The following is a 22350-nucleotide window of genomic DNA, read 5'->3' as shown; positions in this document are numbered from 1 at the left end:
CCGTCACCGCCGTCACTATTGTCATCACCGTCACTATTGTCATCACCGTCACTGCCGTCATCACCGTCACCGCCAACCGGGTCGGCGTCGTCCGCGCCGTCACCCGGATCGGTGCCGTCGGCGTTATCGCCGCTGTCGCCGTCGTCGGTGCCCGAATCCGGCGCTTCGTCGAGTTCGAGGGCGACCTCCTCGTTCGCGCCGGACTCCCACGCGGCGGTGCCGGCGTCGACGCCGGCGATCCGGAACGTCACGTCGCCGTCGACCGGTCCCTCGACGGTGAGCTTCTCGTCGAACGCGCCCGAGCCGCCGAACGAACCGTCCGCGTCGGTCTCGATGCTGTCGCGGACCTCGCCGTCGACGACCGCCTCGATCGTCACGCCGTCGACCGGGTCGCCGCCGTCGGTCAGCGTCACCTGTCCGTAGTACGCCGCGGGCGTGGCCGGCGGGCCGTCCTGTCCGGCGACGCCCCCCACGACCGCGCCGCTGGCGACGAGCCCGACGAGGGCGATCGCGACCGCGGCCAGACCGAGTGCGTGTTTGGCGTTCATCGGCTCAGTTCCCCGTCAGCGTGTCTTCCTCGTCTTCCTGCGTCGGTTCGACCGGAACTGCCGCGCCGAGTTCCCCATCATCGGTAGCGAAGACCCAGTAGCCCTTGAACGGGCTGACGCGGCTGGGGTTCGATATCTCGCCGGAGGCGTCGAGCCCGTACGGCGTCATCTCGGCGTCCGGTCCGGCGACAAGATCGACGACGCTCGTTACGTCGGTAGTCGACGAGGCAAACGCATCATCAGCGGATGCGTCTCCGGACGGCGCGCCCACGAAGTTCCAGCCGGCCTCGAGGTCGGTCGAAGTCATCGACGGTATCGCGGAACCGGAGTCGGCGTACTCGAAGGTGATCCGCTGATCACCTGCTCCCTCGTCGATCGTGGCCGCAAACGCGTCGAGCGCGCCGATCGATTCGTTTTCGATCGCGTCGCCCGACTGCCAGCCCGTGCCGTTGTACGCGTAGACCGTTCCCTCGAACTCACCGAAGACCTCGCCGACGGTCCCTTCGGCGGCCGCCGGGAACGCGACCGAGTGCGTGTCGCCGTCGGCGGGAATGACGAGGTCGTGGCCGAACTCCTTCGTCTCACCGAGCGAGGTCGCGTTGAGCTCGCTGGGTTCGACCGTCAGGAAGGGGTCGTAGACGATCTCGCCGCCGTTGGCGTTGATAAACTCGACGTCAGCGAGATCGGTCCAGTAGTTCCCCGTCACGTCGAGCGTGCCGGATCCGGCCTTGTTCTCGATCGTTTCCACGCCGTCGAAGGTGTTGAACCGAACAGTCTGGGCTTCGGGGTTGTCGCCTTCGACGCCGAAGCCGACGCCGTTGAGCTCGCCGCCGCTCGCGGAGAGCTCGTTGTTGCGCACGTCAGTCGTCGCGCCCTCGCGGGCGACCACGGCGAACGAGTACCCGTCGCTTGCGACGTCGATATCACTGTCGCGGACCGTCGCCGTGGCACCTTTATCGACACTGACCCCGACGACCGCAGTGAGCCCGTCGTCGATCATCTCGCCGGTACCCGAGACGGTCGCGTTCGTGATCGTCGCCGAAGCGTCGTCGCCGTACACCTCGATAGCGAGACCCTCGCTGAAGTTGACCGATTCGACGGAGAGGTCCACCGTAACGTCGGAGACAGTCACGTTCGATCCGCCCACGTTGACCGCGTTGTTGCTGGCCGCCGGGTTCGGGAACACGTCGCCGACCGAGGCGTTCACACGGACCTGCGACAGAGCGGTCTCGTCGGCGTTCAACGCGACGGACCCGTTGATCACGGTGTCATCGCCCTGGCCGACGAGAGTGACGTTCGGGGTCTCGACGCGGACGTCCGCGTCGTAGGTCCCGGAGCCGAGGACGACGGCGTCACCAGGCTCAGCGCTGTCGACGGCCGAAGTCAGGTCGGAAAAGATCGTTCCGCCAACCACGGCAGCCCGATCGAAACTGTTCGCTTCGAGGACCGCGCTCGTGTTTAGCACGCCGACAGAGTCCGCGGTATGGACCGAGTTGGCTTCGAAGTTGTTGTGTTCGACTACGAGGTCGCTGATCGGTTCGTATGCGACCCGGAGACCGGTGACGGAGTTTTCAGATATCGTGTTGTCCCGAATAGTGATGTTGGCGGTGGTGACCGGGTCGTCAAAGAATCCGCCACCGATCACCTGAATACCGTCGTCATTGTCTGTGAGGTTGTTCTCACGGACCTCGACGTCACTCGTGCTAACGATAACGACGCCGCCCGGGGCAGTCTCGCCTTCCGAGTAATTGATTCCGGAGACCGTGTTATCGACGACTTCACCGGTACCACCGTATCCGAACTGGATTCCGTTAGGGGCCCAGCCGGTGGTCCCAGGATCGACGACCGTGTTGTCTCGGACAGAAACGTTAGGCACGGGGTCCTCAAAGTCATTCGCGTTGCCGAGTACCCCGATTCCGCCACGTTCGAACTCGCTCACGTGGTTGTCGACGATGTCAATCTCGGAGTCGCCGTGAACGGAGATCCCGAACGTCTCGGCACTCGCGTCGAGTCCCTCGATTGTGTTGTCTACCACGTCGCCCTCGGCATTACGGAGCAGGATGCCAACGGATCGGTCTTGCGGGTCGAAGTCGGCGCCGTCAACAACGAATCCTTGAATCTCGACGTCGACTATCTCGTCGGCGCTCACGTTACCGTCCTGCTCGCTTCCGCCGTACGCGAAGACAACCGGTTCCCAGCCCTCGTCACTCTCGGCGATACGGTACTGCGTTCGCTCCGCGGGAGCCGTGATAGTCGCGTTGTCCCCAACTAGGGAGAGGCTCTTGTTGAGAACGACCTGTTCTGTGTATGTCCCGCTCTGAACGGTGACCGTGTCACCGGCCTCTGCCACGTCGACCGCGGTCTGGATGCTCATGTTCTCACCGACGACGAACGGCCCACCGAGTTCAGAGACGTACGCAGCGTCGGTTTCAGTGCCGTTGTTCGTCGCCGCGGCCGCATCGAGCGCGGCCGATTCGGTAGTGTAGTACCAGTCGAACTCGCTCGCGGAAACTCCGTCGGGGAGGTCAGCCGCGACCCGGTACTGGATGTTCGTCGGATGGTCGATGTCGGTAATCAGGTCGTCCGCGGGAGCCTGTTCGTAGAGCGGCAGCGGCTCGTCGGCGCCGAGTTCGCCGGTGAACTCGATCCCGTACGATCCGACGTCGTCGCCGAGTTGATCGCTTAGCGCACCGTCGGCGTAGATCGCGACGCCCCCCCACGTGTTGTTGCTCGTCGTGACGTCGGTGACTTCGGTGTCGGTGACGTCAGTGAATGCGACACCGTTCCCAGAGACGGTGTCGGTGACCGTCACCGAGTCGATAGTCGCGTTCGTGACCGCATTGAGATCGATTCCCGTTGACCCACTATCACGGACGTCGACGTTCTCGGCGGTGAACCCGTCGAGCCGTCCGTTGTCTGTGCTGACGCCGGACACTTTGATCGCGTACGTCCCGGCGCCAGTGATTTCAAAACCGGTAAGTCGTACGTCAGCCGCCGTGACGTGAATCCCGTATCCGGTTGATCCGCTCTCGATCGTCGTGTCGCCGACGCCGACTATCGAGACGTTGTCGGTAGTCACGGACAGTTGTCCAGACGGCGAATAGGTTTCGTCGACGAGTTCGAGCGTGTCTCCCGACGAAAGCGAGTCACTGTCCAGTGCCTGTTGGATCGTTTCGAAGTCCGTCCCGTCCCCTTGGCCGACCTCGTAGGTTGTACCACCGTCCTCTGCGACCGCACTCCCCGCGAACCCGGCCCCCATCGCGACCACTGACAGCACCATGATCGCGGCGAGGAAGACCGCGCGGAACCGCGCGCGTGTCATCTATTGACCACCGTTCGTTGCGTCGTCCAGCGTGAGTCGTCGATAAGCATGTGCATAATCGCAGTACTCCGTGGTGGAGATGTCTCGATGAAGTAGCGGGACAGGGGTAGTATTTCGCCGCCAGAACCGTCGTTTTCGCGCGTTGAAACCTCTTCAGGCTCCCCCTGAAACGGCGTTTAAGACGCTGCACCGCGGGATACGGACTCAGCCCTCAACGCGAGATCTCCCACGAAAAATCGTCGGGGTTCGAGGCGAAGTCGGCCCCGGCCGCGTCAGTCGTCGGCCGGGGTCCGCGGCTCGGCCGGCGGCTCGGCGTCGTCCGCCGGGTCGTCCACGGCGTCGGCGTCGGGGGTCTCGTCGAGCCGTTCGTCCGCCTCCTCGGACCGGTGGCGCTCTCGGATCTCCTCGATCGAGCGCGCCTCGATGTTGTGATGACACATGACAACTATTGGCAAGCGCTAGGCACAAAAAAGCATTACGCCGATTCGGTCGCCGACTGGGCTGAAACCGGCGTTTCAGGGTTTGACGAGCACCGTGATCGCCTCGCGCTCGTCCGTCATCCGGTACCCCTCGGCGACCTCGTCGAGGCCGACCGTCTCGGTGAACACCGGCGCGGGGTCGCGCGTGCCTTGGAGCACGTCGGCCATCAACTCCTCGGCGTACGCGCGGACCGGGGCGACGCCGACGGCGAGCGTGACGTTGTCGCCGAACATGCCGAACACGTCGAGCCCCTCGTCGTCGACCCCGTAGGGGACGCCGACGTAGCCGATCGTGCCGCCGGGCCGGACCGCGTCGATCGCGGTGTTCATCGCGCTCGCGGCGCCGACGCACTCCATCACGTGGGTCGGGCCGCCGTGGGTGAGTTCGCGGATCCGCTCGGCGGCGGCCTCGCCGCGCGCCGAGACCGTCTCGGTGGCGCCGAGGTCCTCCGCGAGTTCGAGGGGGTCCTCGCGGTGGCCCACCGCGACGATGCGCTCGGCGCCGAGCCGACGCGCCGCGAGGACGCCGCAGAGCCCGGCCGCGCCGTCGCCGATCACGGCCACCGTGGAGCCGGCGGTCGACGAGCCCGTACTGGATGAACGCGAGCGAGGAGCTCGACAACCCGAACGGCTCGCTGATGAGCCCGATCTTCACCAGCGTCGTCGCCTCCAGCGGGTACGCGACGAGCGGGAAGATGAGGAACGGCACGAACAGCGCCGACCCGCTGATGCCGACGGTGTTGACGGTGGTCGCCCCGGTGACGAACGCGACGAACAGCCACCAGTACGCGGTCCAGTAGTCGATCCCGGCGTCGGCGGGCGTCGGTGCGAAGCCGTACACCCCGGCGACGAACGCGAGCGGGGCGAGAAACACGAGCAGGTGCTGATAGCGGAGGAAGCTACGCTGCACGTCGCTCGACAGTGAGGGGCTCATTGAATCGTGAACGACCGGTAGCCGAGATGCGTATGAATTAGTTATTATTACTAACAATTCAGATGAAATCATCGAATTCTCGACCGGAGGAGGGTACGGTGTTCGGATTCGTTTCTCGAAAGTGAATTATCAGATTATCGACTAAAAAGAGATCTCGCGCTGGCGGACGGTCGCTGGACGAGCGGGAGATGACGCGGGACGGCGATCGGTCACGGCGACCGCTGAGAGCCGTCCGTTTGACCTAGACGGGAGCATAGGGGGGTTGTACCGGCCACTGAGCCCACATGACATTTTTCTGTCTCGAACCGCAGAATGCGTGTTGTTACCATGTCACCCCGTTCACTCGCGCACGACTTGGTGAAATGCGGGCTGATACTGGCCCTGTTAGTGATGACGGTGGCCGCGTCCGTGGCCCCGGCCGCCGCCGACCACGGTAAGAATCACTGCGAGAACCACGGCGACGGCGGCGTCATCGACTGGCTGCTCGACAACTTCCGCCAGAACCAGTGTCAACACGGAGGCACGATGACCGCCGTGGACGCCGGCGGGAACTCGTGCGTGGCGGGTTGCATCGAGCCGGAAGACGCGACTGAGAGATAGGCTCCCGCCGGGCTCGGACATTCCGCCCGGAGAGTGCACCGGTCTCGGTCCGGCTCGCGTAAACGGTGTCGACGGTGAGAGCGGCGCAGTCGGAGCCGGCCGCGCCCGGTCGCCCGAACGTTTCCCAAAAATGAAACGACATATCAGAGATGATATAAATTCTTAAATCGGGGAGACGGCCACCCGCGAACGACTGGCGATGCCGAAGCCGCAACCAACGTCCGCGACACCGACGAGGGCGCCGCCCCTGCGAGGAACGGGACCGTGAGCGACGCGCCGACGCTCCGGATCGTCGACGAGCCGAACGACGACTCCGACGACGCGGTGCCCGCGCCGGTCCCGCCTGACGACCCCGAGGCGTGGTACGCGCCCGGCGTGCGGGCGCAGTACGAGGCCGCGCCGGGCGTCGTCGCCACGGTCCGCGAGCGCGACGGCGGCCGGTTCGGCTACGACGTGCGCGAGCCGCCGCTGTCGCCCGCCGACGAGGAGGCGTTAGCGCGCGTCCGCGACCACTTCTCCGCGGTCCGGCACCGCCGACCGCTCACCCGCGTCGGGGTCGTCGAGCGGGCCGAGCGGGGGTTCGAGCCGAAGTACGACCGCGCGCTCGACCGCCTGCTCGACGCGAGCGCCGCCGCGCGCCGCCGGATCGACTACCGCGCGCTGCGGGACCTCCGGCTGCTCGGCGACGTGACGCCGCTCGCCTTGGACGACCGGATCGAGGTGGCCGACGTGGGCGACGAGCGCGAGCTGGTCGTCCACACCGAGACGTTCGCGCCGCTGGAGACGGGGATCGACGTCGACGCCGACTACGTCGAGCGGGTCGCCGCCGAGCGGCTCGCGCAGTACGCGGTCGGCTTCGCCGGCCTCTCCGTCGAGGTGGTCGTCTACCGCGAGCGCCTGCTCGGCTCCGACGCGTTCGAGACGAAGTACGCCGTCCTCGAGCCCGACCTCCTCCCGGGCGACGAGGCGCTGATCGAGGAGTGCAAAGAGCGGATCTGGGAGACGACAGTCAACGGCGCCGTCGACGACCGCGAGGCGTTCGTCGCCGAACACGCCCGGCGGTTCCTCTCCCGGCGGCTCACCGCGCGCAACACCCGGGCGTGGCTCGACGCGGCGGCCCACCGCGCCCGGTCCGCGCTGGCCGACCGGGGGCTCGCCGTGCCGCCGGTCGACTCCCGGTACGCCCGCGACCGCCTCGACGACCTGGCGTACTACGTGCTGCGCGACTTCGTCGGCGAGGGGATCCTCACGGTGCCGATCCGGGACCCGAACCTGGAGGACGTCGAGGCGAACCGCGTCGGCGAGCGCGTGAAGGTGGTCCCGCGCGCCTCGGTCCTGCGGAGGGCGGACGGCGAGGACGGCGCCGGGGGAGTCGAAGCCGACCGCGGCGGCCCGGCTCCGGACGCGGGCGCCCGGGTCCCCACCAACCTCGCGTTCGAGGACGAGACGACGTTCGTCAACGTCGTCACGGCGCTCGCGGCCCGGGACGGCACCGAGCTCAACGCCGCCACCCCGTCGGCGAAGGTGAACCTCGACGTCGACGGCGTCGACGAGACGGTCCGGTGCGCGGTGGCGCTGCCCGTCATCTCCGCCGACGGGCCCCACGTCTCGATCCGGAAGCAGAGCGCGGACGCGATGACGCCGGTCGACCTGATCGACCGCGGGACGCTCTCGACCGAGCTGGTCACGCTGCTGTGGCTGCTGTACGAGCACCGCGGCGTCGTCCTCTTCGCGGGGCCGACCGGCGTCGGCAAGACCACACTGCTGAACGCCCACACCCCCTTCATCCCGTTCGACGACCGACCGGTGTCGATCGACGAGGGGTCCCGCGAGGTCCGACTCCCGCACGAGACCGGGGTGTCGCTCACGACCCGCGAGCACGAGGAGGCGTACAAGTCGGTGAGCATGTCGGAGCTGATGACGGAGGCCAACTACCTCAACCCGGACGTCGAGGTGATCGCCGAGATCAACACGCCCGCGAGCTTCGAGACGTTCGCGGAGACGCTCAACACGGGCCACGGCGTGATCGGCACGACCCACGCCGAGGACGTCGAGGCGCTCGTGAACCGCGTGGTCGAGCGGGGACTCCCGCCGTACCTCCTCCGCGAGATCGACCTCGTCGTCTTCCCCCGGCAGGTCGACGGCGAGCGGTACGTCTCGCGGGCGGTCGAACCCCTCTCCGCCGAGGAGTACGAGGCGCTCGACCCGGAGGCGAAGCGGAGCCCTACCGGAAACCCGAAACACGGCGGCGCCGGCGTCGTCGACAAGGGCGGTGAGGCGGTGTACTTCAACACGCTCGCGTGGCGCGACGCCGACGGCGCGTTCCGGTTCCCGGGCGCGCCCGAAGCCGACGCGGCGGCCGCGCCGGGCGACGAGCCGCGCCTCCGGGCGTTCGAGCGGATCGCCGACCACACCGATCGCGAGGTCGACGCCGTGCGATCGGAGTTCCTCGCCAAGCGCCGGTACGTCGAGTACCTCGTCCGAGAGGGCGTCCGCGACGTCGACGCGCTGTTCGAGTTCCTCGCCGACCTCCGGACCGACGAGGCCGCGACCGTCGAGCGCGCGGCGCGGACGATGGATCGGACGGGCGATGGGAGCGAACGGACTGACGAGAGCGAACGGACTGACGGGCGGAGGGAGCCGTGAGCGGAGGGCCGGCGACCGACGGCGACGGGGGGAGCCCGGGACTCGGAAGGGCCGTCGACGCCGCCGACGCCGACGGCTTCCTGCGGAGCGGCCGGTCGTCTGCCGTCGATCGGGCCCTCTACGCGCTGTTCGCCCGACACGCGAGCGACCGGCGGCACGACGCCGACCGGAAGCGGTACCGCGGGACGGCGCTCGACACGGGGTTCGAAACGTATCTGTCCCGGGTGTACGGACTCTCGTGGCTCGTCTGCCTGGCCGTCGCCGGACCGACCCTGCTCGTCGCGATGGGAGCGACGCCGGCGCTGCTCGCGGCCGTCGAGGGAGAGATAGGGGATGCCGCGCCGGTCGCGTCGCCCGAAGCGGTCGCCGTCGCGCTCGCCGGAGTCGTCGCGCTCCTCGCGAAGCGGGCGACGGTGCGGCTCGGCGGGCTCCACCTCCGGTGGCTCACGGCGACGCGCCGGACGGACATCGAGCGGACGCTCCCGGCCGCGGTCCGCTACCTCGAACTGCTCGCGTCCGGGAGCGACGGCCCCAGAGAGATGGTCGCGAAGACCGCCGCGAGCGACGCCTACGGCGGGACGGCCACCTCGCTGCGGAAGGCGCTCAACGCGGCGCGGCTCGCCGGGAGCCTCGACGAGGGGCTCCGGCGCGTCGCCCGCGACACGCCCTCGCGCGAGCTGCTCGCGCCGTTCCTGCTGAAGTTCCGTAAGCACGCGGCGACCGGCGACGCGGCGCTCGCGGAGTACCTCCGAACGGAGAGCCGGATGCTCGCGCACCGGCAGGACCGCGCCCGGAAGCGCGCCCGGCGGTTCTTAGAGCTGCTCACGGAGCTGTTCGTCGCCGTGCTGGTGCTGCCGGCGCTGCTCGTCATCGCCGCGACCGCGCTCACCGTGGTCGTCCCCGAACTCCTGCCGCCGGTCGAGACGCCGGTCGGGGTGGTCCCGACGCGGGCCGTCGTGCTGTACGGGGCCGTCGTCTTCCTGGTCGCCATCGGGCTCGCCGGCGCGGTCGCGGTCGGGACGCTCCGCCCGCCGAACCAGCGCGCGAGCTACGACCTCCCGGGGTCGCCGCGCGCGGTCGCCGCCTCGGTCGGCCGCAATCCGACGAGCGCCGCGGTCGTCTGCGCGCCGCCGGCCGCCCTGCTCGCGGTCGGCCTCGCGGTCGCGGAGTACACGCTCGTCAACGTGGTGCTGCTATCGTACGCGGCGTTCGCGATTCCCGTGGGGAGCGTCGCGGTCAGGCGGACCCGCATCGACGACGCGAAGGACCGCGAGCTGGCCGACTTCGTCCACGCCGTCTCCGGGCACGTCGCGCACGGGCGCCCACTCCCGGACGCGGTCGCGGCCGTGGCCCGCGACGTCGACCTCGGGGTGCTCGACGACGACGTGGCCGACCTCGCGTTCGCGCTCGGGTCGACGACGGCGACCGGAGGGGTGCGGGCCGGAACCGGCGGGGGCGGCGAGGTCCGCGACGCCCGCGAGGCCGCCGACGTGCGCGCGGTCGCCATCGGCCGGTTCGTCGACCGGGTGGGAACGCCGCTGGCGGAGGGGACGCTCGGGCTCGTGACGGGCGCCCTGAACGCCGGCAGCGACGCCGACGCCGTCTTCGAGACGCTCCGGATCGAGGTTGGACAGCTGTACAGCGAGCAGCGCGCGCTCCGCTCGTCGATGCACCCGTACGTCGCGGTCGGCTGGGCGGCGGCCGCGCTGGTCGCCGGCGTCGTCGCCGTCGTCAACACGCAGGTGATCGACGCCGCGCGGCTCGCGGAGCTCGCCGGCGCCACCGACCTCGTGACGGAGCCGGAGACGGTCCACCCCGACCTCGAACGCTTCCGGCTGTACGTCGTCACGCAGGCGACGATGCTCGCGTCGGGCTGGTTCGCCGGCACCGCCTCCCGGGGACGCTACGAGGCGCTGCTTCACTCCGGGCTGCTCGTGGGCATCTGCTACGCCGTCTTCACGCTGGGCGGGCTCGTATAAACCAGAGCTACCCGCGCATCAGCTGGAGCACCTCGTCGACGACGCCCGGTTCGACGGCCACGACGTACCGGTGTCCCGGCGTCAGCGTCGTGTCCGGCTGCGAGATCCGGTTCCCGTCGTCGCCGGAGATGACGAGCGTGCCCGCCGGGAAGGCGACGTCCGCGAGCGTCCGCCCCGCGGCGGGCGCACCCTCGGCGACGCTGATCTCGAGGATCTCGACCGCTCCGGTGACGTCGGTCAACGCCTGGACCTCCTTCCCGGCGGTCTTGTTGGCCGCGACCCGCGCGCCCGCCGACTCGGGGTAGACGACGGCGTCCACGAACCGGTCGTACGTCCCGTCCGTCTCCCGATCGACGCGGGCGACCGTTCTGATCCCGTCCGTGAGCCGCGTGGCGAGGAGGCAGACCGCGAGGTTCAACCCTGTCAGCTCCGTCAGCGCGGCGATGGTGTCCGCGTCCTCGATTCCGGCCTGTTCGAGGATGTCCGGGTCGGAGGCGTCGCCGCGGATCACGGTCGCGATCCACGCGTCGGCGATCTCCTCGATGCGGTCTTCGTCCTGCTCGACGATGGTCACGTTCTCGTCGCGGGCGGCGAGCACCTCGGCCGTCTGGAAGCCGACGCGGCCGCCGCCGGCGATGATGATGTCTCGTGTCATGTCAGTCCTCGCTCGCTCCCTCCGCGGCCGGTTGGTCGGCGGTCGCCGCGGCCGTCTCGTCCTCAACAGTCCCCCGCGCCCGGTACCGGTTGAGCACGACGTACATCGCGGCGCCGGCGACCAGCCACCCGACGCTGAGCAGGAGCGCGAGGAGATCGGTCTGAATGAGAAAGCCGATCAGCACCACGGCGAGAATCCCGTTGAGACCGATCGCCAGTATCGGCGGAATCGGATAGTACGGTATCTCGTACGGGCGGTTCATGTTCGGTCGCTCCCGCCGGAGCCGGATCACCGCGACGTTGACGATGATGAACGACAGCAGGAAAAACAGGCTCGACATGTTCCCCGCGCTCTGCGTGGGGAGGAAGACGGACCCGAGCATGACGACCGCGCTCAACAGCACCGCGACGAACGGGGTGCCGAACCGGTGGTGAATCCGGCCGATCGACGGCAGCAACTGGCCCTCGCGGCCCATCGAGAAGGCGACGCGCGAGGAGGCGATCACGACCGCGTTGAGCGCCGTGACCGTCGAGAACACCGCCCCGAAGACGATGAGCGCGCCGCCGTTCCGGATGACCGGTAGGCCGGTCGGCATGAACGAGGTCGCCGCCGTCGCGATGCCGGCCTCGCCGGCGGCGGCGAGCTCCGAGGCGCCCAGCGTGCCGATCGCCACCGTCACGACCAACAGGTACACGACGACGGTGGCGCCGAGGCTGACGAAGATCGCCTTCGGGATGTTCTCGCGGGGGTTCTCGACCTCCTCGGTGACGGTGGTGATGAGGTCGTACCCCTCGAAGGCGATGAACGTCAGGCCCATCGCGGGGAGGATGCTGAAGGCGCCGGACCCCTCCGGGAACAGCGGGTCGAAGTTCTGGAAGGTGAAGCTTGTCTCTCCGCCGCCGCCGGCCGAGAGGAATCCGAACGCGACGAACACGACGAGGATGGACACCTTGACGATCGTGAACACCGTCTCGGCGCTGCCACTCGCGGCGGTCGACGCCGCGTTCATCGCCACGAGTCCGGCGACCGCCGCGAACGCGAGGAGGAACTTCGCCGGAACCCCCACTCCGAGCAGCGGGAGCACCACCGCACCGACCTCACTCGGCGGCGCGACCACGTCGTACACGTGGAGCAGTTCGAGGAAGTTCGGCGCGAACCCCAGCGCGTACAGGGCGCCGGCGATCATGTACGCGAACCAGAGCATCCACCCCATGATGAACGAGCCGAAGTCGTCGAATATCTCCCGCACGAACGCGTAGCCGCCTCCGCTCTTCGGGATCGCGGACGCCAGTTCCGCGTACGAGAGGCCGGTGAAGGCGGTCACGACCCCGTTCAACAGAAAGACGAGCAGCGCGGCCGGACCGGATATCTCGGCCGCGAGGCCCGTGAGGACGAAGATACCCGCGCCGATCATCGCGCCCATCCCGATCATCGTCGCGTCCAGCAGGCCCAGTTCGGCCTCCGGTTCCCGCTGGTCGTGACTGCTCACGAGGTCTCCACCCGAGTTCGGCGTCCGAGACCGGTCATCGCGCGGCTGTACCAATTACCACGACTGCACGTACATTAATCTAATCCCGACAAATTCCGTACGTTCTCTCCGGGAACGACAGGACGAACGTGGCTACGATGTGGATCCCGCAATAATATTAATTAAATAATATATACGTGCAGCGGGGGACGACTCCCGCGTGGGGTCCGGCGTTCGCGGGGGAACTCGCCGCGTCGCCTATTTAAACGGCGTAACCTACAATTACCTGCGCGCGGTAGCCCGGCGAATGAGCACGGATCTACGGGTCGTGATCGTCGGCGGTCAACACGTCGGGTATCACGCCGCGCGGCGTCTCTCCGACCGCGGCCACGACGTGGTCGTCGTCGAGAAGGACCGCGAGCGGGTGGAGTTCCTGAGCGAGCAGTACGACGCGACGGTCATCCACGGCGACGGCGGCCGGCGGTCGATCCTGCGACAGGCCGGCCTCGACCGGAGCGACGTCGTCGCGGCGCTCACCGGGTACGGCGCGATGACGAACATCGGCATCTGCGCGATGGCGACGGAGATCGAACCCGATATCGGGACCGTCGCGCGGATCGACCACGGCGACAAAGAGGAGTACGCCGGGCTCGTCGACCGCGTCGTCTATCCGGAGGAGCTGGCCGCACACGCCGCGACCAACGAGATCGTCCACGTCGCGGGCGGCGGCGTCCGGACGATCGAGCAGGTGACGGGGGACCTCACGCTGCTCGAACTCACCGTGGCGGCCGACGCGCCGGTCGCGGGCCGAGAGCTCCGCGACGTCGCCTTCCCGCGGGGAGCCGTCGTCGTCGCCGGGCGAGACAGCAATCAGCTTCCGGGCCCGGAGATGGTGCTGGAGCCCGGCTTCCGGTACGTGGTCGCCGTCAAGACCGATATCAGCGACGAGGTCGTGCGACTGCTCAGGGGCTGAGGCCGAGCCGCCCGTCTCGGTCGTCCGAGGCGGCGCGATCACTGCCGTCCGACGGCTCGACCCGAACGGTCGCGGGCCTCCAGCGCCCAGACGTTGGGTTCGTCCCGAAACTCGTGTTCGGTGAGATGCGTCGCCTGATACGCGTTGTCCGCCATCGCCTCGCGCGCCGCGTCCCACTCCTCGCTCGCGATGCGATCGATCGGGCCGGCGGCGATCACGCTTCGCCACGAGCCGTCGGGGGCGACGTCGAAGACGGCGAAGCTCGCGACGTCCGACTGCGCCGCGTAGGTCTCCTTTCGGAGTTCGCTGGTCCCGCCGAGAAAGACGAAGTAGAGGGTGCCGTCCCCGTCGTACCCGAACGACAGCGGAACGCCGTACGGCACGCCGTCGGCGCTCGTCGACAGCACGCCGACACCGGCCTCTGTCAGCAGGTCGTCGATCGCGGCGTCGTCCATTTCGGTCCCCAGCAGCGCGTCGTACTGTGTCATGAGTCACCGACACACAGGGCTGTTATAAGAAGGCACACGAGGGTTCTCGGTCGATCGAAACGCGGGTCGAGAGCGAAGACGTCCGAACGGGTTTTTCTCCGACGAATCCCAACCGATCGGTATGAACGCGCGCCGACGGATCGAGAGCTACTACGACGCGCTTCGCGCGGGCGAACCGCTCGGCCCGTACTTCGCGGAGTCCGGGTCCGGCGACGACGCGCTCGTGAAGTTCGGGATCTCCGAGCGCCTGGTCGGCGGCGACGAGATCCGCGCGGGGCTCCGGCGACAGACCGAGACGACGACCGACTGGGCGGTGACGAGTCGCGCGCTCCGCGTCACCGAGCGCGACCGCCGCGCGTGGTTCAGCGACGACGTGTCGATGGCCTGGACCGACGCGGAGACGGGCGACCGACGCGCGTTCGAGACGCGCTGGAGCGGCGCGCTCGAACGCCGGGACGGCGAGTGGCGCTTCGTCGGGATGCACGTGAGCACGGCCGACGAGCTGTGACCGGGCCGGCGGTCCGGCGGGCCCGCGTTCGACCGCGGCGGCGCCGATGTCGGAGATAGATATCAGCCGTGAGAACCTCGGGGGAACGGTCTTGTAGGATTCGACGATTTACCACCGTATGCATCTCTCCGAGTCGGCCAAGGCCCGCGTCGGGCTCTTTCTCATTCTTGGAATCGGCGTCGGGTTGGTCGCCCTCCACGTGGCGCACGCGGCGGGCGACCGGGAGAGCCTCCAGACGTTCCTGTCCGGGAACCTCATTCCGATGCTCTTCGGCCTCGGCGTCTTCGTCGGCGGTCTCTGGCTCCGGCGACGGGGGACGGACGGGAGACACGTGCTCCGCGTGGCGGGGTGGTGCGCGCTCGGCGCCGTCGCCCTGGCCGGCCAGACCGCCCTGATGACGGTGTACCAGCACGGGGAGGGCGTTGAGATGAGCCACCAGATCTACGTCTTCGTGAACGCCGCGTCGGGCGGCGCCGCGGTCGGGTTCGTCGTCGGCTTCTACGACAGCCGGCAGCGCGTCGCCCGGGAGACGTCGTCTCAGTTGAGCCGTCAGCTCGGCGTGCTCAACCGCGTGCTACGTCATGACATTCGAACGAACGCGAACCTGATCCACGGTCACGCCGAACTGCTCGCCGAGGACCTCGACGACGCCGAACGGGCGCGCATGGTCCAAGAGCAGTCGGCCGAGCTCGTGAAGATGGGGGACCAAGCGAGGGAGATCGAGCGTCTGTTACAGGAGGGCGACGTGGAGACCGAGCCCGTCGACGTCGCGTCGCTGGCCGAGACGAGCTGCGAGCAGGTCGCGCGGGAGCACCCGGAGGCGGACATCGACGTGTCGCTCCCCGACGAACTGGTCGTTCGGGCGCACCCGCTGGTGGAGTCAGCGCTGCGGAACGTGATCGAGAACGCCGTCGAACACAACGACAAGGAGACGCCGCGGGTCGCGATCGAGTCGCTCGACGGCGATCGACCGGGAACCGATCTCGTCGGCGTTCGAATCGCCGACAACGGCCCGGGTATCCCCGCCGGCGAGCGCGAGGTCTTCGAGCGAGGGTACGAGACGCCGCTCGAACACGCGAGCGGTCTCGGACTGTGGCTCGTCAACTGGATCGTCAGCGAGTCCGGCGGTCGGATCCGGTTCGAGGAGAACGAGCCGGAGGGGAGCGTGATCCGCCTGCGGTTCGAGCGGCCGCGGGCGGCCCGGTCGGACCGAGCGTCGAGCGCCCCGGCCGCCGGCGGGACCCCGTCCTGAGCGACGGGCGCTCGGTCGACGCCCCCGTCGGTAGCCGATCGATTAAAGTCGACTTGTGCTAACCAACCGCTAGTGGTCATCATCGACACCGCGACCGGCACAGGGGTTCGACCGGCGGGAGCCGCGGGGTGCGCCGCGTGAGCGACCCGACCCTCGTCGTCGTCGCGGGCGCGACCGAGACGGCCGCGATCGACGGTATCAGCGCCGCGGGCGCCGACCCGACGCTCCGGCGGCACACGCCCAGCGCCGACCTGGAGATCGTCGCCGACGGTCGACCCGGGCCCGACTCGCCGGTGCCGGTCAGCCCGTCCGGCTGCCCGACGCCCGCGGTCGTCACCCGGGCGGTCCGGGAGCTGGTCGGCGTCGACTTCGTCGGCGTCGACGCCGGCCTCGCCGTGCCGACCGCGCCGGCGGGGGCGGCCGTCCGCGACGCCGACGCGACGCCCGGCGGCGACGTCCGGACCGCCGAGCCCGTGCCGGACGCGGCGGCGGTCTTCGAGCGGGCGCGCGGGCTGGCGGGGACGATCGCCGGCGTGGGCGGAGACGGAAACGGAGACGGAGCTGGCGGCGCCGCCGCGGACGGCGGCGGCGACCCCGCCGAGCTCCTCGTCGCCGAGACGGTCCCCGGCGGCACGACGACCGCGCTCGGCGTCCTGACCGCGCTCGGCGAGCGCCCGGTCGTCTCCTCGTCGCTGGCGGCGAACCCGCTGGCGCGGAAGCGCGCGGTCGTCGAGGAGGGACTGGCCGCGAGCGGCCTCGACCCGGGCGACGCCGCGGGCGACCCCCTCGACGCGGTCCGGCTGATGGGCGACCCCGTGCTCGCGGCGGCGGCCGGCCTCGTCGTCGGCGCGGCCGAACGCGGGATCGACGTGACGCTGGCGGGCGGCACCCAGCTGGCGACGGTCGCCGCGCTGGCGCGGCACGCGGGGATCGAGCGGCGGCTCCCGCTGGCGACGACCGCGTTCGTCGCCGACGACCCGACGGCGGACGTCGCGGCGCTCGCCGACGACCTCGACCTGGCGCTGACCGCGACCGACCCCGGCTTCGACGCGAGCGACCGCCCGACGATGCGGGCGTACGCCCGCGGCGAGGCGAAGGAGGGCGTCGGGATGGGCGGCGCGCTGGCGCTCGCCGACCGCGCGGGCGTCTCGGATATCGCCCTGCGCGAGCGCGTCGCCGCCGTGACCGACCGACTGCTCGCCGAGCGCGACGGCGAATCGACCGCGGAGGGTGCGCCGTGAAGGGCGTCGTCCTCGGCGGCGTCGCCTCCGGCGTCGGCAAGACCGTCGCGACGCTCGCCGCGATCCGCGCGCTCGACGGTGCGGGGCACGCTGTCCAGCCGGCGAAGGCCGGCCCCGACTTCATCGACCCGAGCCACCACGAGCGCGTCGCGGGACGCCCCTCGCGCACGCTCGACCTGTGGCTGCAGGGCGAAGGCGGGCTCCGTCGGAACTACGCCCGCGGCGAGGGCGACGTCTGCGTCGTCGAGGGCGTGATGGGACTGTACGACGGCGACGGGTCGAGCACGGCCGCCGTCGCCGAGGCGCTCGACCTGCCGGTCGCCCTCGTCGTCGACGCGAGCGCGGGGATGGAGAGCGTCGCCGCGACCGCGCTCGGCTTCCGGGCGTACGCCGAGCGCGCCGGCCGCGACGTCGACGTCGCGGGGGTGATCGCCCAGCGCGCACACGGCGGGCGTCACGCCGACGGGATCCGCGAGGCGCTCCCGGACGAGCTGACCTACCTCGGACGGATCCCGCCGAACGACGACCTGGAGGTCCCCGAGCGACACCTCGGGCTCCACATGGGCGACGAGTCGCCGGTCCCCGACGACGCGCTCGACGCGGCCGCGGAGGGGCTCCGGACCGAGCGGCTGCTCGACGTCGCGCGGGAGCCGGCGGGAGTCGTCGAACCGAGCGAGAGGGCGGCACCGCCCGGCGACCGCCCCCGCGTCGCGGTCGCCCGCGACGAGGCCTTCCGGTTCGCGTACCCGGCGACGGTCGAGCGCCTGCGCGAGCGGGCGACCGTCGAGCCGTTCGCGCCGGTCGCGGGCGACCCACTCCCGCCCTGCGACGGCGTCTACCTCCCCGGCGGCTACCCGGAACTGCACGCCGCGGAACTCGCGGAGGGCCCGGCGCTCGCCGATATCGCGGCCGCGGCCGCGGAGGGAGTCCCCGTGCTCGGCGAGTGCGGCGGGCTGATGGCGCTCGCCGAGTCGTTAACGACCGTCGAGGGCGAGACGCACGCGATGGCGGGCGTCCTCCCGGCCGACGTGGCGATGCGAGACCGCTATCAGGCGCTCGACCACGTCGAACTGCGGGCGCGGCGGGACGCGCCGACCGCGTCGGCGGGCGACGCCCTCCGGGGCCACGAGTTCCACTACTCCGACGCCGACGTCGCTGGCGACGCCAGGTTCGCCTTCGACGTGGAGCGCGGGACCGGGATCGACGGGGAGCACGACGGCCTGACCGAACACCGAACGCTCGGAACGTACTGTCACGTCCACCCGGAGAGCGGGGCGTTCGACGCGTTCCTCGACGGGCTCTGACCGCGATGTCGCTCTCCGCGCCCCTCGGCGTCGCCGTCGTCTTCCCAGCCCTCGCCGCGCTGGCGATCGCGGTCGCGCTCGACCTCGCGGTCGCGGAGCCGCCGGGCCGGGTCCACCCGGTCGCGCTGTTCGGCTCGGTCGTCGAACCGGTCGACCGGTCGTGGTCGCGCCCGCGGCCGGTCGGCGTCGCGGCCGCGGTCGGCCTCCCGCTCCTCGCCGCGGTCGTCGGGGGCGGGGCCGTGTGGGCCGCCGCCGCCGTCCTCCCCGTTCTCGGCGTCCCGGTCGCCGGCGCGCTCCTCTTCCCGCTCGTCAGCCTCCGGATGCTCCGCGAGGTCACCGCGGAGGTGGTCGCGCTGACCGGGAGCGATCCGGAGGCGGCCCGCGAGTCGATCCGGGCGCTCGTGGGGCGCGACGCGACCGACCTCTCGCCGGCGGCGCTCCGGAGCGCGGCGGTCGAGAGCGCGGCCGAGAACCTCGCCGACGGGTTCGTCGCGCCGCTCGCGGGGTTCGCGGGCGGCGCGACGGTCGGGCTGGCGGTCGCCCCGGCGTCGGCCCTCCCGCTCGCCGCGGGGGTCGCCGGCGCGGCGTGGGTGAAGGCCGTGAACACGCTCGACTCGATGCTCGGCTACCGGTCGAAGCCGGTCGGCCGGGCGAGCGCCCGGCTCGACGACGCCGTCATGTACCTCCCGGCCCGCGCGGCCGCGGCCTGTCTCGCTATCGCGGCCGGGTCGGTCGGGACGCTCTCGCGGGCCCGCTCGTGGGCGCGGGAGCCGGGATCGCCCAACTCCGGGTGGCCGATGGCGACCGCCGCGGCCGCGCTCGACGTGCGGCTGGCGAAGCCGGGTCACTACGCGCTCAATCCGGCCGCCGCGTCGCCGAGCGTCGCCGACGCGGAGCGGGCGGTCCGGCTCGTCGGCGTCGCCGGCGGCGTCGCCGTCGCGGGGGCGACGGGGTGGCTGCTCGCGGTCGGGTGGCTGCTGCCGAGCGACGGCCTCCTCTCCTCCGCGGGGGTGGTCGGATGACCGCGGCCGCGCTCCGGGGCGCGCTCGGCTTCCTCACGCGGGTGCCGGTCGGTCGGAGCGAGGCGGCGTGGGAGGCGTTCTCGGGGGCGCCGTGGACGCTCCCGGCCGTCGGCTACCTCGTCGGCGCGCTCGTCGCGCTCCCCCTGCTCGCGCCCGCACCCGCGCCGACGGTCGCGCTCGCGTTCCCCCTCGCCGTCTACGCCGTGACCGGGATCACCCACCTCGACGGGGTCGCCGACATCGGCGACGCGGCGGTCGTCCACGGCGGTCCCGCGGAGCGCCGAGAGGTCCTGAAAGACTCCGCGCTCGGCGTCGGCGGGACGGTCGCGCTCGTCGCCGTCGTCCTCGGGCTGGCGACCGCCGCGCTCGGGCTGGTCGGGGCGTCCGGGGCACCGGGTGCGGGCGGACCGCTCGTCGCCGCCGGAATCGTCGTCGCCGCCGAGGTGGGCGCGAAGGCCGCGACCGCGGCGCTCGTCTGCGTCGGCGACGCGGCCCACGAGGGGCTCGGGTCCGCGCTCGCGGACGGGGTCGGCCCCGGGGCGGCGCTCCCCGTCCTCGCGCTCGCCGCGCCCGCCGCGCTCCTCGCGTGGCCGCGGGTCCTCCCGGGGGTCGCCGCGCTCCTCGCCGCGCTGGCGACGGCGGCGCTGCTCCGCCGGTGGTCCCGGCGGCGGCTCGGCGGCGTCTCCGGCGACGTGCTGGGCGCGACGAACGAACTCGCGCGGGTCGCCGCGCTGCACGCGGGGGTGATCGCGTGGACGCGCTTCTGATGTGCGGCGGCCGCGGCACCCGCCTCGGCGGCGAGGCGGAGAAGCCCCTGACTCCGGTCGCGGGGCGGCCGATGGTCGACCGGGCGCTCGACGCGCTCGCCGAGAGCCGCGTCGAGGCGGTGCACGCGGTCGTCTCGTCGCACGCGCCGGCGACGCGCGCGCATCTCGCCGACGAGCGCCCGGGACTCCGCGTGATCGACGCGCCGGGCGACGGCTACGTCGCCGACCTGCAGTACGCGATGGAGTCGGTCGGGCCGGGCGGAGCGCCCCTCCTGACCGTCGCCGCCGACCTCCCGCTCGTGGACGCCGCGGCCGTGAACGGCGCGATCGACGCCGCCAGAGCCGCCGGCGACGACGACGCGCCGGCGTCGCTCACCGTCTGCGTCCCGGCGTCGCGGAAGCGGGAGCTCGGCGTCAGCGCCGACGCGGCGACCGAGGTCGACGGCCGCGAGGTCGTCCCCGCGGGGATCAACGTCGTCGGGGGGAGCGGCGGGACCGGAAGCGACGACGAGAGCGCCGACGCCGCCGTCCACGTCACCGAGGACGCGCGGCTCGCCGTCAACGTCAACTACCCGTCGGACGTGCGGGTCGCCGAGCGGCTCCTCGCTGACGGGGAGGCCGACACGTGACCGACGCACCGAGACCGAACTCATGAACCTCGACACCGCGGCCGACCTCGACCGCGCGCCCCACGGGAGCAGCGACGACCCCGACCTGCTGGACTTCTCGGCGAACACCAACCCCGAGGTGCCCGAGGGCGTCGAGGCGGTCTACCGCGAGGCGTTCGCCGACGCCCGGTCGTACCCCGCGGAGCCGCCGGCGGCGTTCCGCGAGGCCGCGGCCGGCTACGTCGGCTGCGACCCCGAGGCCGTGACCCCGGCGCCCGGCGGGCTCGCCGCGATCCGCGCGGCGGTCGCGCTCGCGGTCGACCCGGGCGACACCGCCCTCGTCCCGGCGCCGAGCTTCGGCGAGTACGCCCGCGAAGTCCGGCTGGAGGGCGGCGAACCCGCGTTCGTCTCGGTGGCCGAGGTCCTCGACGCCGACCCGAGCGACCACGCGCTCGCCGTCGTCTGTACCCCGAACAACCCGACCGGGGACGCGTACGACCGCGCGGCGCTGGAGCGGTTCGCGACGCGGTGCCGCGAGGCCGACACGCTCCTGCTCGTCGACGAGGCGTTCCTCGGGTTCACGGACCGCCCGTCGCTCGCGGGGACGGAGGGGGTCGTCGTCGCCCGGTCGCTGACGAAGCTGTTCGGCCTCCCCGGGATCCGGACCGGGTTCGCGGTCGCGACCGGCGAGGTCGGCGCGGCGCTGTCGAACGCCCGCCGCCCGTGGAACCTGAGCGCCCCGGCGCTCGCGACCGGCGCGTACTGCATGCGGCGGGAGGAGTTTATAATCGAGACCCGCGAGCGCGTCCGCACCGAGCGGGCCCGGATGGGCGAGGCCCTCGCCGAGCGCTACGACGTCTCCCCCTCGGACGCGCCGTTCCTGCTGGTCGATGTGGGGGCGACCGGTCGGTCGGCCGAGGCGGTCGTCGCGACGGCCCGCGAGCGTGGGGTCGCGGTCCGGGACGCGACCACCTTCCGCGGGCTCGGCTCGCACGTCAGGGTCGCGGTGCGCCGGCCGGCCGAGAACGACCGGCTGCTGGCGGCGCTGGGCGTCGGCGACGCGGAGACGGCCGACGCGGTGGCGACCGACGACACGGCCGAGGCGGCGGCGGCCGACGACACGGCCGACGCGGCGGCGACCGACGACACGACGACCGATCCGGAGGGCGACGATGTTTGAGGCGACCGTGCGCGACGGCGTTCTCCGCCTGCGGCGCCCGGGGACGCGCTGGCTCTCGACCGGGTGGAACGGCGGGCGGTCGCGGACGGACGCCGCGTACAACGTCACCGTTCCCGAGGGGTTCGAGCGCACCGACCTCGGCGCGTACCGCGACGAGCGGCTGGCGCGGGCGGGGTTCGAAACCGAGGACGACGCGAGACGGGACGGCGAGAGCGACGCGGGGCGCGACGGCGACCCGCCGACCCTGTTCACCGGCGTCGCGATGGAGCACGCCCGCGCCGCGCGCCGCGGGCCGGTCGTCGCGTACGCGACCGTCGGGCTCTCGAACCCGGCGATGCTCCCGATGGACCCGGAGGGAGAGCCCGGGGACGGCGCT

Annotated in this window: 18 protein-coding genes and 3 pseudogenes; 13 read left to right on the top strand and 8 right to left on the bottom strand. The window is 71.2% G+C overall.

Annotation, left to right across the window (positions count from 1 at the left end; genetic code table 11):
* The 5 genes and pseudogenes from DJ74_RS09150 to DJ74_RS19630 all read right to left on the bottom strand — a co-directional run.
* A pseudogene (locus tag DJ74_RS09150) lies at window positions 1-548 on the bottom strand (hypothetical protein); the annotation flags it as partial.
* A gap of 4 nt (window positions 549-552) precedes the next feature.
* Window positions 553-3870, bottom strand: a complete 3318-nt coding sequence (locus tag DJ74_RS09145) for a right-handed parallel beta-helix repeat-containing protein (protein WP_094527048.1) — start codon at window positions 3868-3870, stop codon at window positions 553-555.
* Between the two features lie 272 nt (window positions 3871-4142).
* On the bottom strand, window positions 4143-4310 hold the full coding sequence (locus DJ74_RS19155) for a hypothetical protein (protein WP_170938305.1): 168 nt from the start codon (window positions 4308-4310) through the stop codon (window positions 4143-4145).
* Between the two features lie 75 nt (window positions 4311-4385).
* Window positions 4386-4922 (bottom strand): annotated as a pseudogene (locus DJ74_RS09140) (zinc-binding dehydrogenase); the annotation flags it as partial.
* Window positions 4918-5283 (bottom strand): annotated as a pseudogene (locus tag DJ74_RS19630) (sulfite exporter TauE/SafE family protein); the annotation flags it as partial. The pseudogenes DJ74_RS19630 and DJ74_RS09140, both read right to left, overlap by 5 nt.
* Window positions 5284-5610: 327 nt before the next feature.
* On the opposite strand from DJ74_RS19630, the gene DJ74_RS09130 reads away from it, so the two are divergent.
* The 3 genes from DJ74_RS09130 (at window position 5611) to DJ74_RS09120 (ending at window position 10508) form a co-directional block, all read left to right on the top strand.
* Window positions 5611-5883 (top strand): hypothetical protein, encoded by a 273-nt coding sequence (locus DJ74_RS09130; protein WP_141212578.1) that lies wholly within the window; start codon window positions 5611-5613, stop codon window positions 5881-5883.
* Window positions 5884-6147: 264 nt separating this feature from the next.
* The gene (locus DJ74_RS09125) at window positions 6148-8529 is read left to right on the top strand and encodes a type II/IV secretion system ATPase subunit (protein ID WP_094527045.1); all 2382 of its coding nucleotides are present in this window, start codon (window positions 6148-6150) and stop codon (window positions 8527-8529) included.
* Window positions 8526-10508, top strand: a complete 1983-nt coding sequence (locus DJ74_RS09120) for a type II secretion system F family protein (protein ID WP_094527044.1) — start codon at window positions 8526-8528, stop codon at window positions 10506-10508. Before DJ74_RS09125 ends, DJ74_RS09120 begins: the two co-directional genes overlap by 4 nt.
* A 7-nt stretch (window positions 10509-10515) precedes the next feature.
* On the opposite strand, the gene DJ74_RS09115 is transcribed toward DJ74_RS09120, so the two are convergent.
* Complete coding sequence (locus DJ74_RS09115; protein WP_094527043.1) at window positions 10516-11163, bottom strand: TrkA family potassium uptake protein; 648 nt, start codon at window positions 11161-11163, stop codon at window positions 10516-10518.
* 1 nt (window position 11164) lies between these two features.
* Window positions 11165-12595 carry an APC family permease gene (locus DJ74_RS09110; protein ID WP_394338309.1) on the bottom strand — a complete coding sequence of 477 codons (1431 nt, stop codon included), beginning with the start codon at window positions 12593-12595 and terminating at the stop codon, window positions 11165-11167.
* Window positions 12596-12938: 343 nt separating this feature from the next.
* Here DJ74_RS09110 and DJ74_RS09105 point away from each other — a divergent pair, with 343 nt between their 5' ends.
* Complete coding sequence (locus DJ74_RS09105; protein ID WP_094523298.1) at window positions 12939-13604, top strand: TrkA family potassium uptake protein; 666 nt, start codon at window positions 12939-12941, stop codon at window positions 13602-13604.
* A gap of 38 nt (window positions 13605-13642) precedes the next feature.
* Here DJ74_RS09105 and DJ74_RS09100 read toward each other — a convergent pair whose 3' ends face one another.
* A complete protein-coding gene (locus DJ74_RS09100; protein WP_094523296.1) occupies window positions 13643-14092 on the bottom strand; it encodes a pyridoxamine 5'-phosphate oxidase family protein in 450 nt (149 codons plus the stop codon).
* Window positions 14093-14213: 121 nt separating this feature from the next.
* On the opposite strand from DJ74_RS09100, the gene DJ74_RS09095 reads away from it, so the two are divergent.
* The 9 genes from DJ74_RS09095 to DJ74_RS09055 form a co-directional block, all read left to right on the top strand.
* Window positions 14214-14600 (top strand): nuclear transport factor 2 family protein, encoded by a 387-nt coding sequence (locus tag DJ74_RS09095; protein WP_094527041.1) that lies wholly within the window; start codon window positions 14214-14216, stop codon window positions 14598-14600.
* A 118-nt stretch (window positions 14601-14718) separates the two neighbouring features.
* Window positions 14719-15852 carry an ATP-binding protein gene (locus tag DJ74_RS09090; RefSeq protein WP_094527040.1) on the top strand — a complete coding sequence of 378 codons (1134 nt, stop codon included), beginning with the start codon at window positions 14719-14721 and terminating at the stop codon, window positions 15850-15852.
* 137 nt (window positions 15853-15989) lie between these two features.
* Window positions 15990-17093 (top strand): nicotinate-nucleotide--dimethylbenzimidazole phosphoribosyltransferase, encoded by a 1104-nt coding sequence (locus DJ74_RS09085; RefSeq protein WP_094527039.1) that lies wholly within the window; start codon window positions 15990-15992, stop codon window positions 17091-17093.
* A complete protein-coding gene (locus DJ74_RS09080; RefSeq protein WP_094527038.1) occupies window positions 17090-18397 on the top strand; it encodes a cobyrinic acid a,c-diamide synthase in 1308 nt (435 codons plus the stop codon). The genes DJ74_RS09085 and DJ74_RS09080 overlap by 4 nt, the downstream gene beginning before the upstream one ends.
* 5 nt (window positions 18398-18402) lie before the next feature.
* Window positions 18403-19419, top strand: coding sequence for a CobD/CbiB family cobalamin biosynthesis protein (locus tag DJ74_RS09075; RefSeq protein WP_094527037.1), 1017 nt, complete (start codon window positions 18403-18405; stop codon window positions 19417-19419).
* Window positions 19416-20186, top strand: coding sequence for an adenosylcobinamide-GDP ribazoletransferase (gene cobS / locus DJ74_RS09070; protein WP_094527036.1), 771 nt, complete (start codon window positions 19416-19418; stop codon window positions 20184-20186). The genes DJ74_RS09075 and cobS overlap by 4 nt, the downstream gene beginning before the upstream one ends.
* Window positions 20186-20815 (top strand): NTP transferase domain-containing protein, encoded by a 630-nt coding sequence (locus DJ74_RS09065; protein ID WP_094527047.1) that lies wholly within the window; start codon window positions 20186-20188, stop codon window positions 20813-20815. The genes cobS and DJ74_RS09065 overlap by 1 nt, the downstream gene beginning before the upstream one ends.
* 22 nt (window positions 20816-20837) lie before the next feature.
* Window positions 20838-21974 (top strand): aminotransferase class I/II-fold pyridoxal phosphate-dependent enzyme, encoded by a 1137-nt coding sequence (locus DJ74_RS09060; protein ID WP_094527035.1) that lies wholly within the window; start codon window positions 20838-20840, stop codon window positions 21972-21974.
* The coding region (locus DJ74_RS09055) for an adenosylcobinamide amidohydrolase (protein WP_176451330.1) at window positions 21967-22350 on the top strand (384 nt) is incomplete at its 3' end. The genes DJ74_RS09060 and DJ74_RS09055, both read left to right, overlap by 8 nt.

Origin of the sequence: Halorubrum sp. Ea8, from assembly GCF_002252925.1 — an archaeon.
In the GTDB taxonomy this organism is placed as follows: Archaea; Halobacteriota; Halobacteria; order Halobacteriales; family Haloferacaceae; genus Halorubrum.
This window is presented reverse-complemented; position numbering and strand designations above follow the sequence as displayed.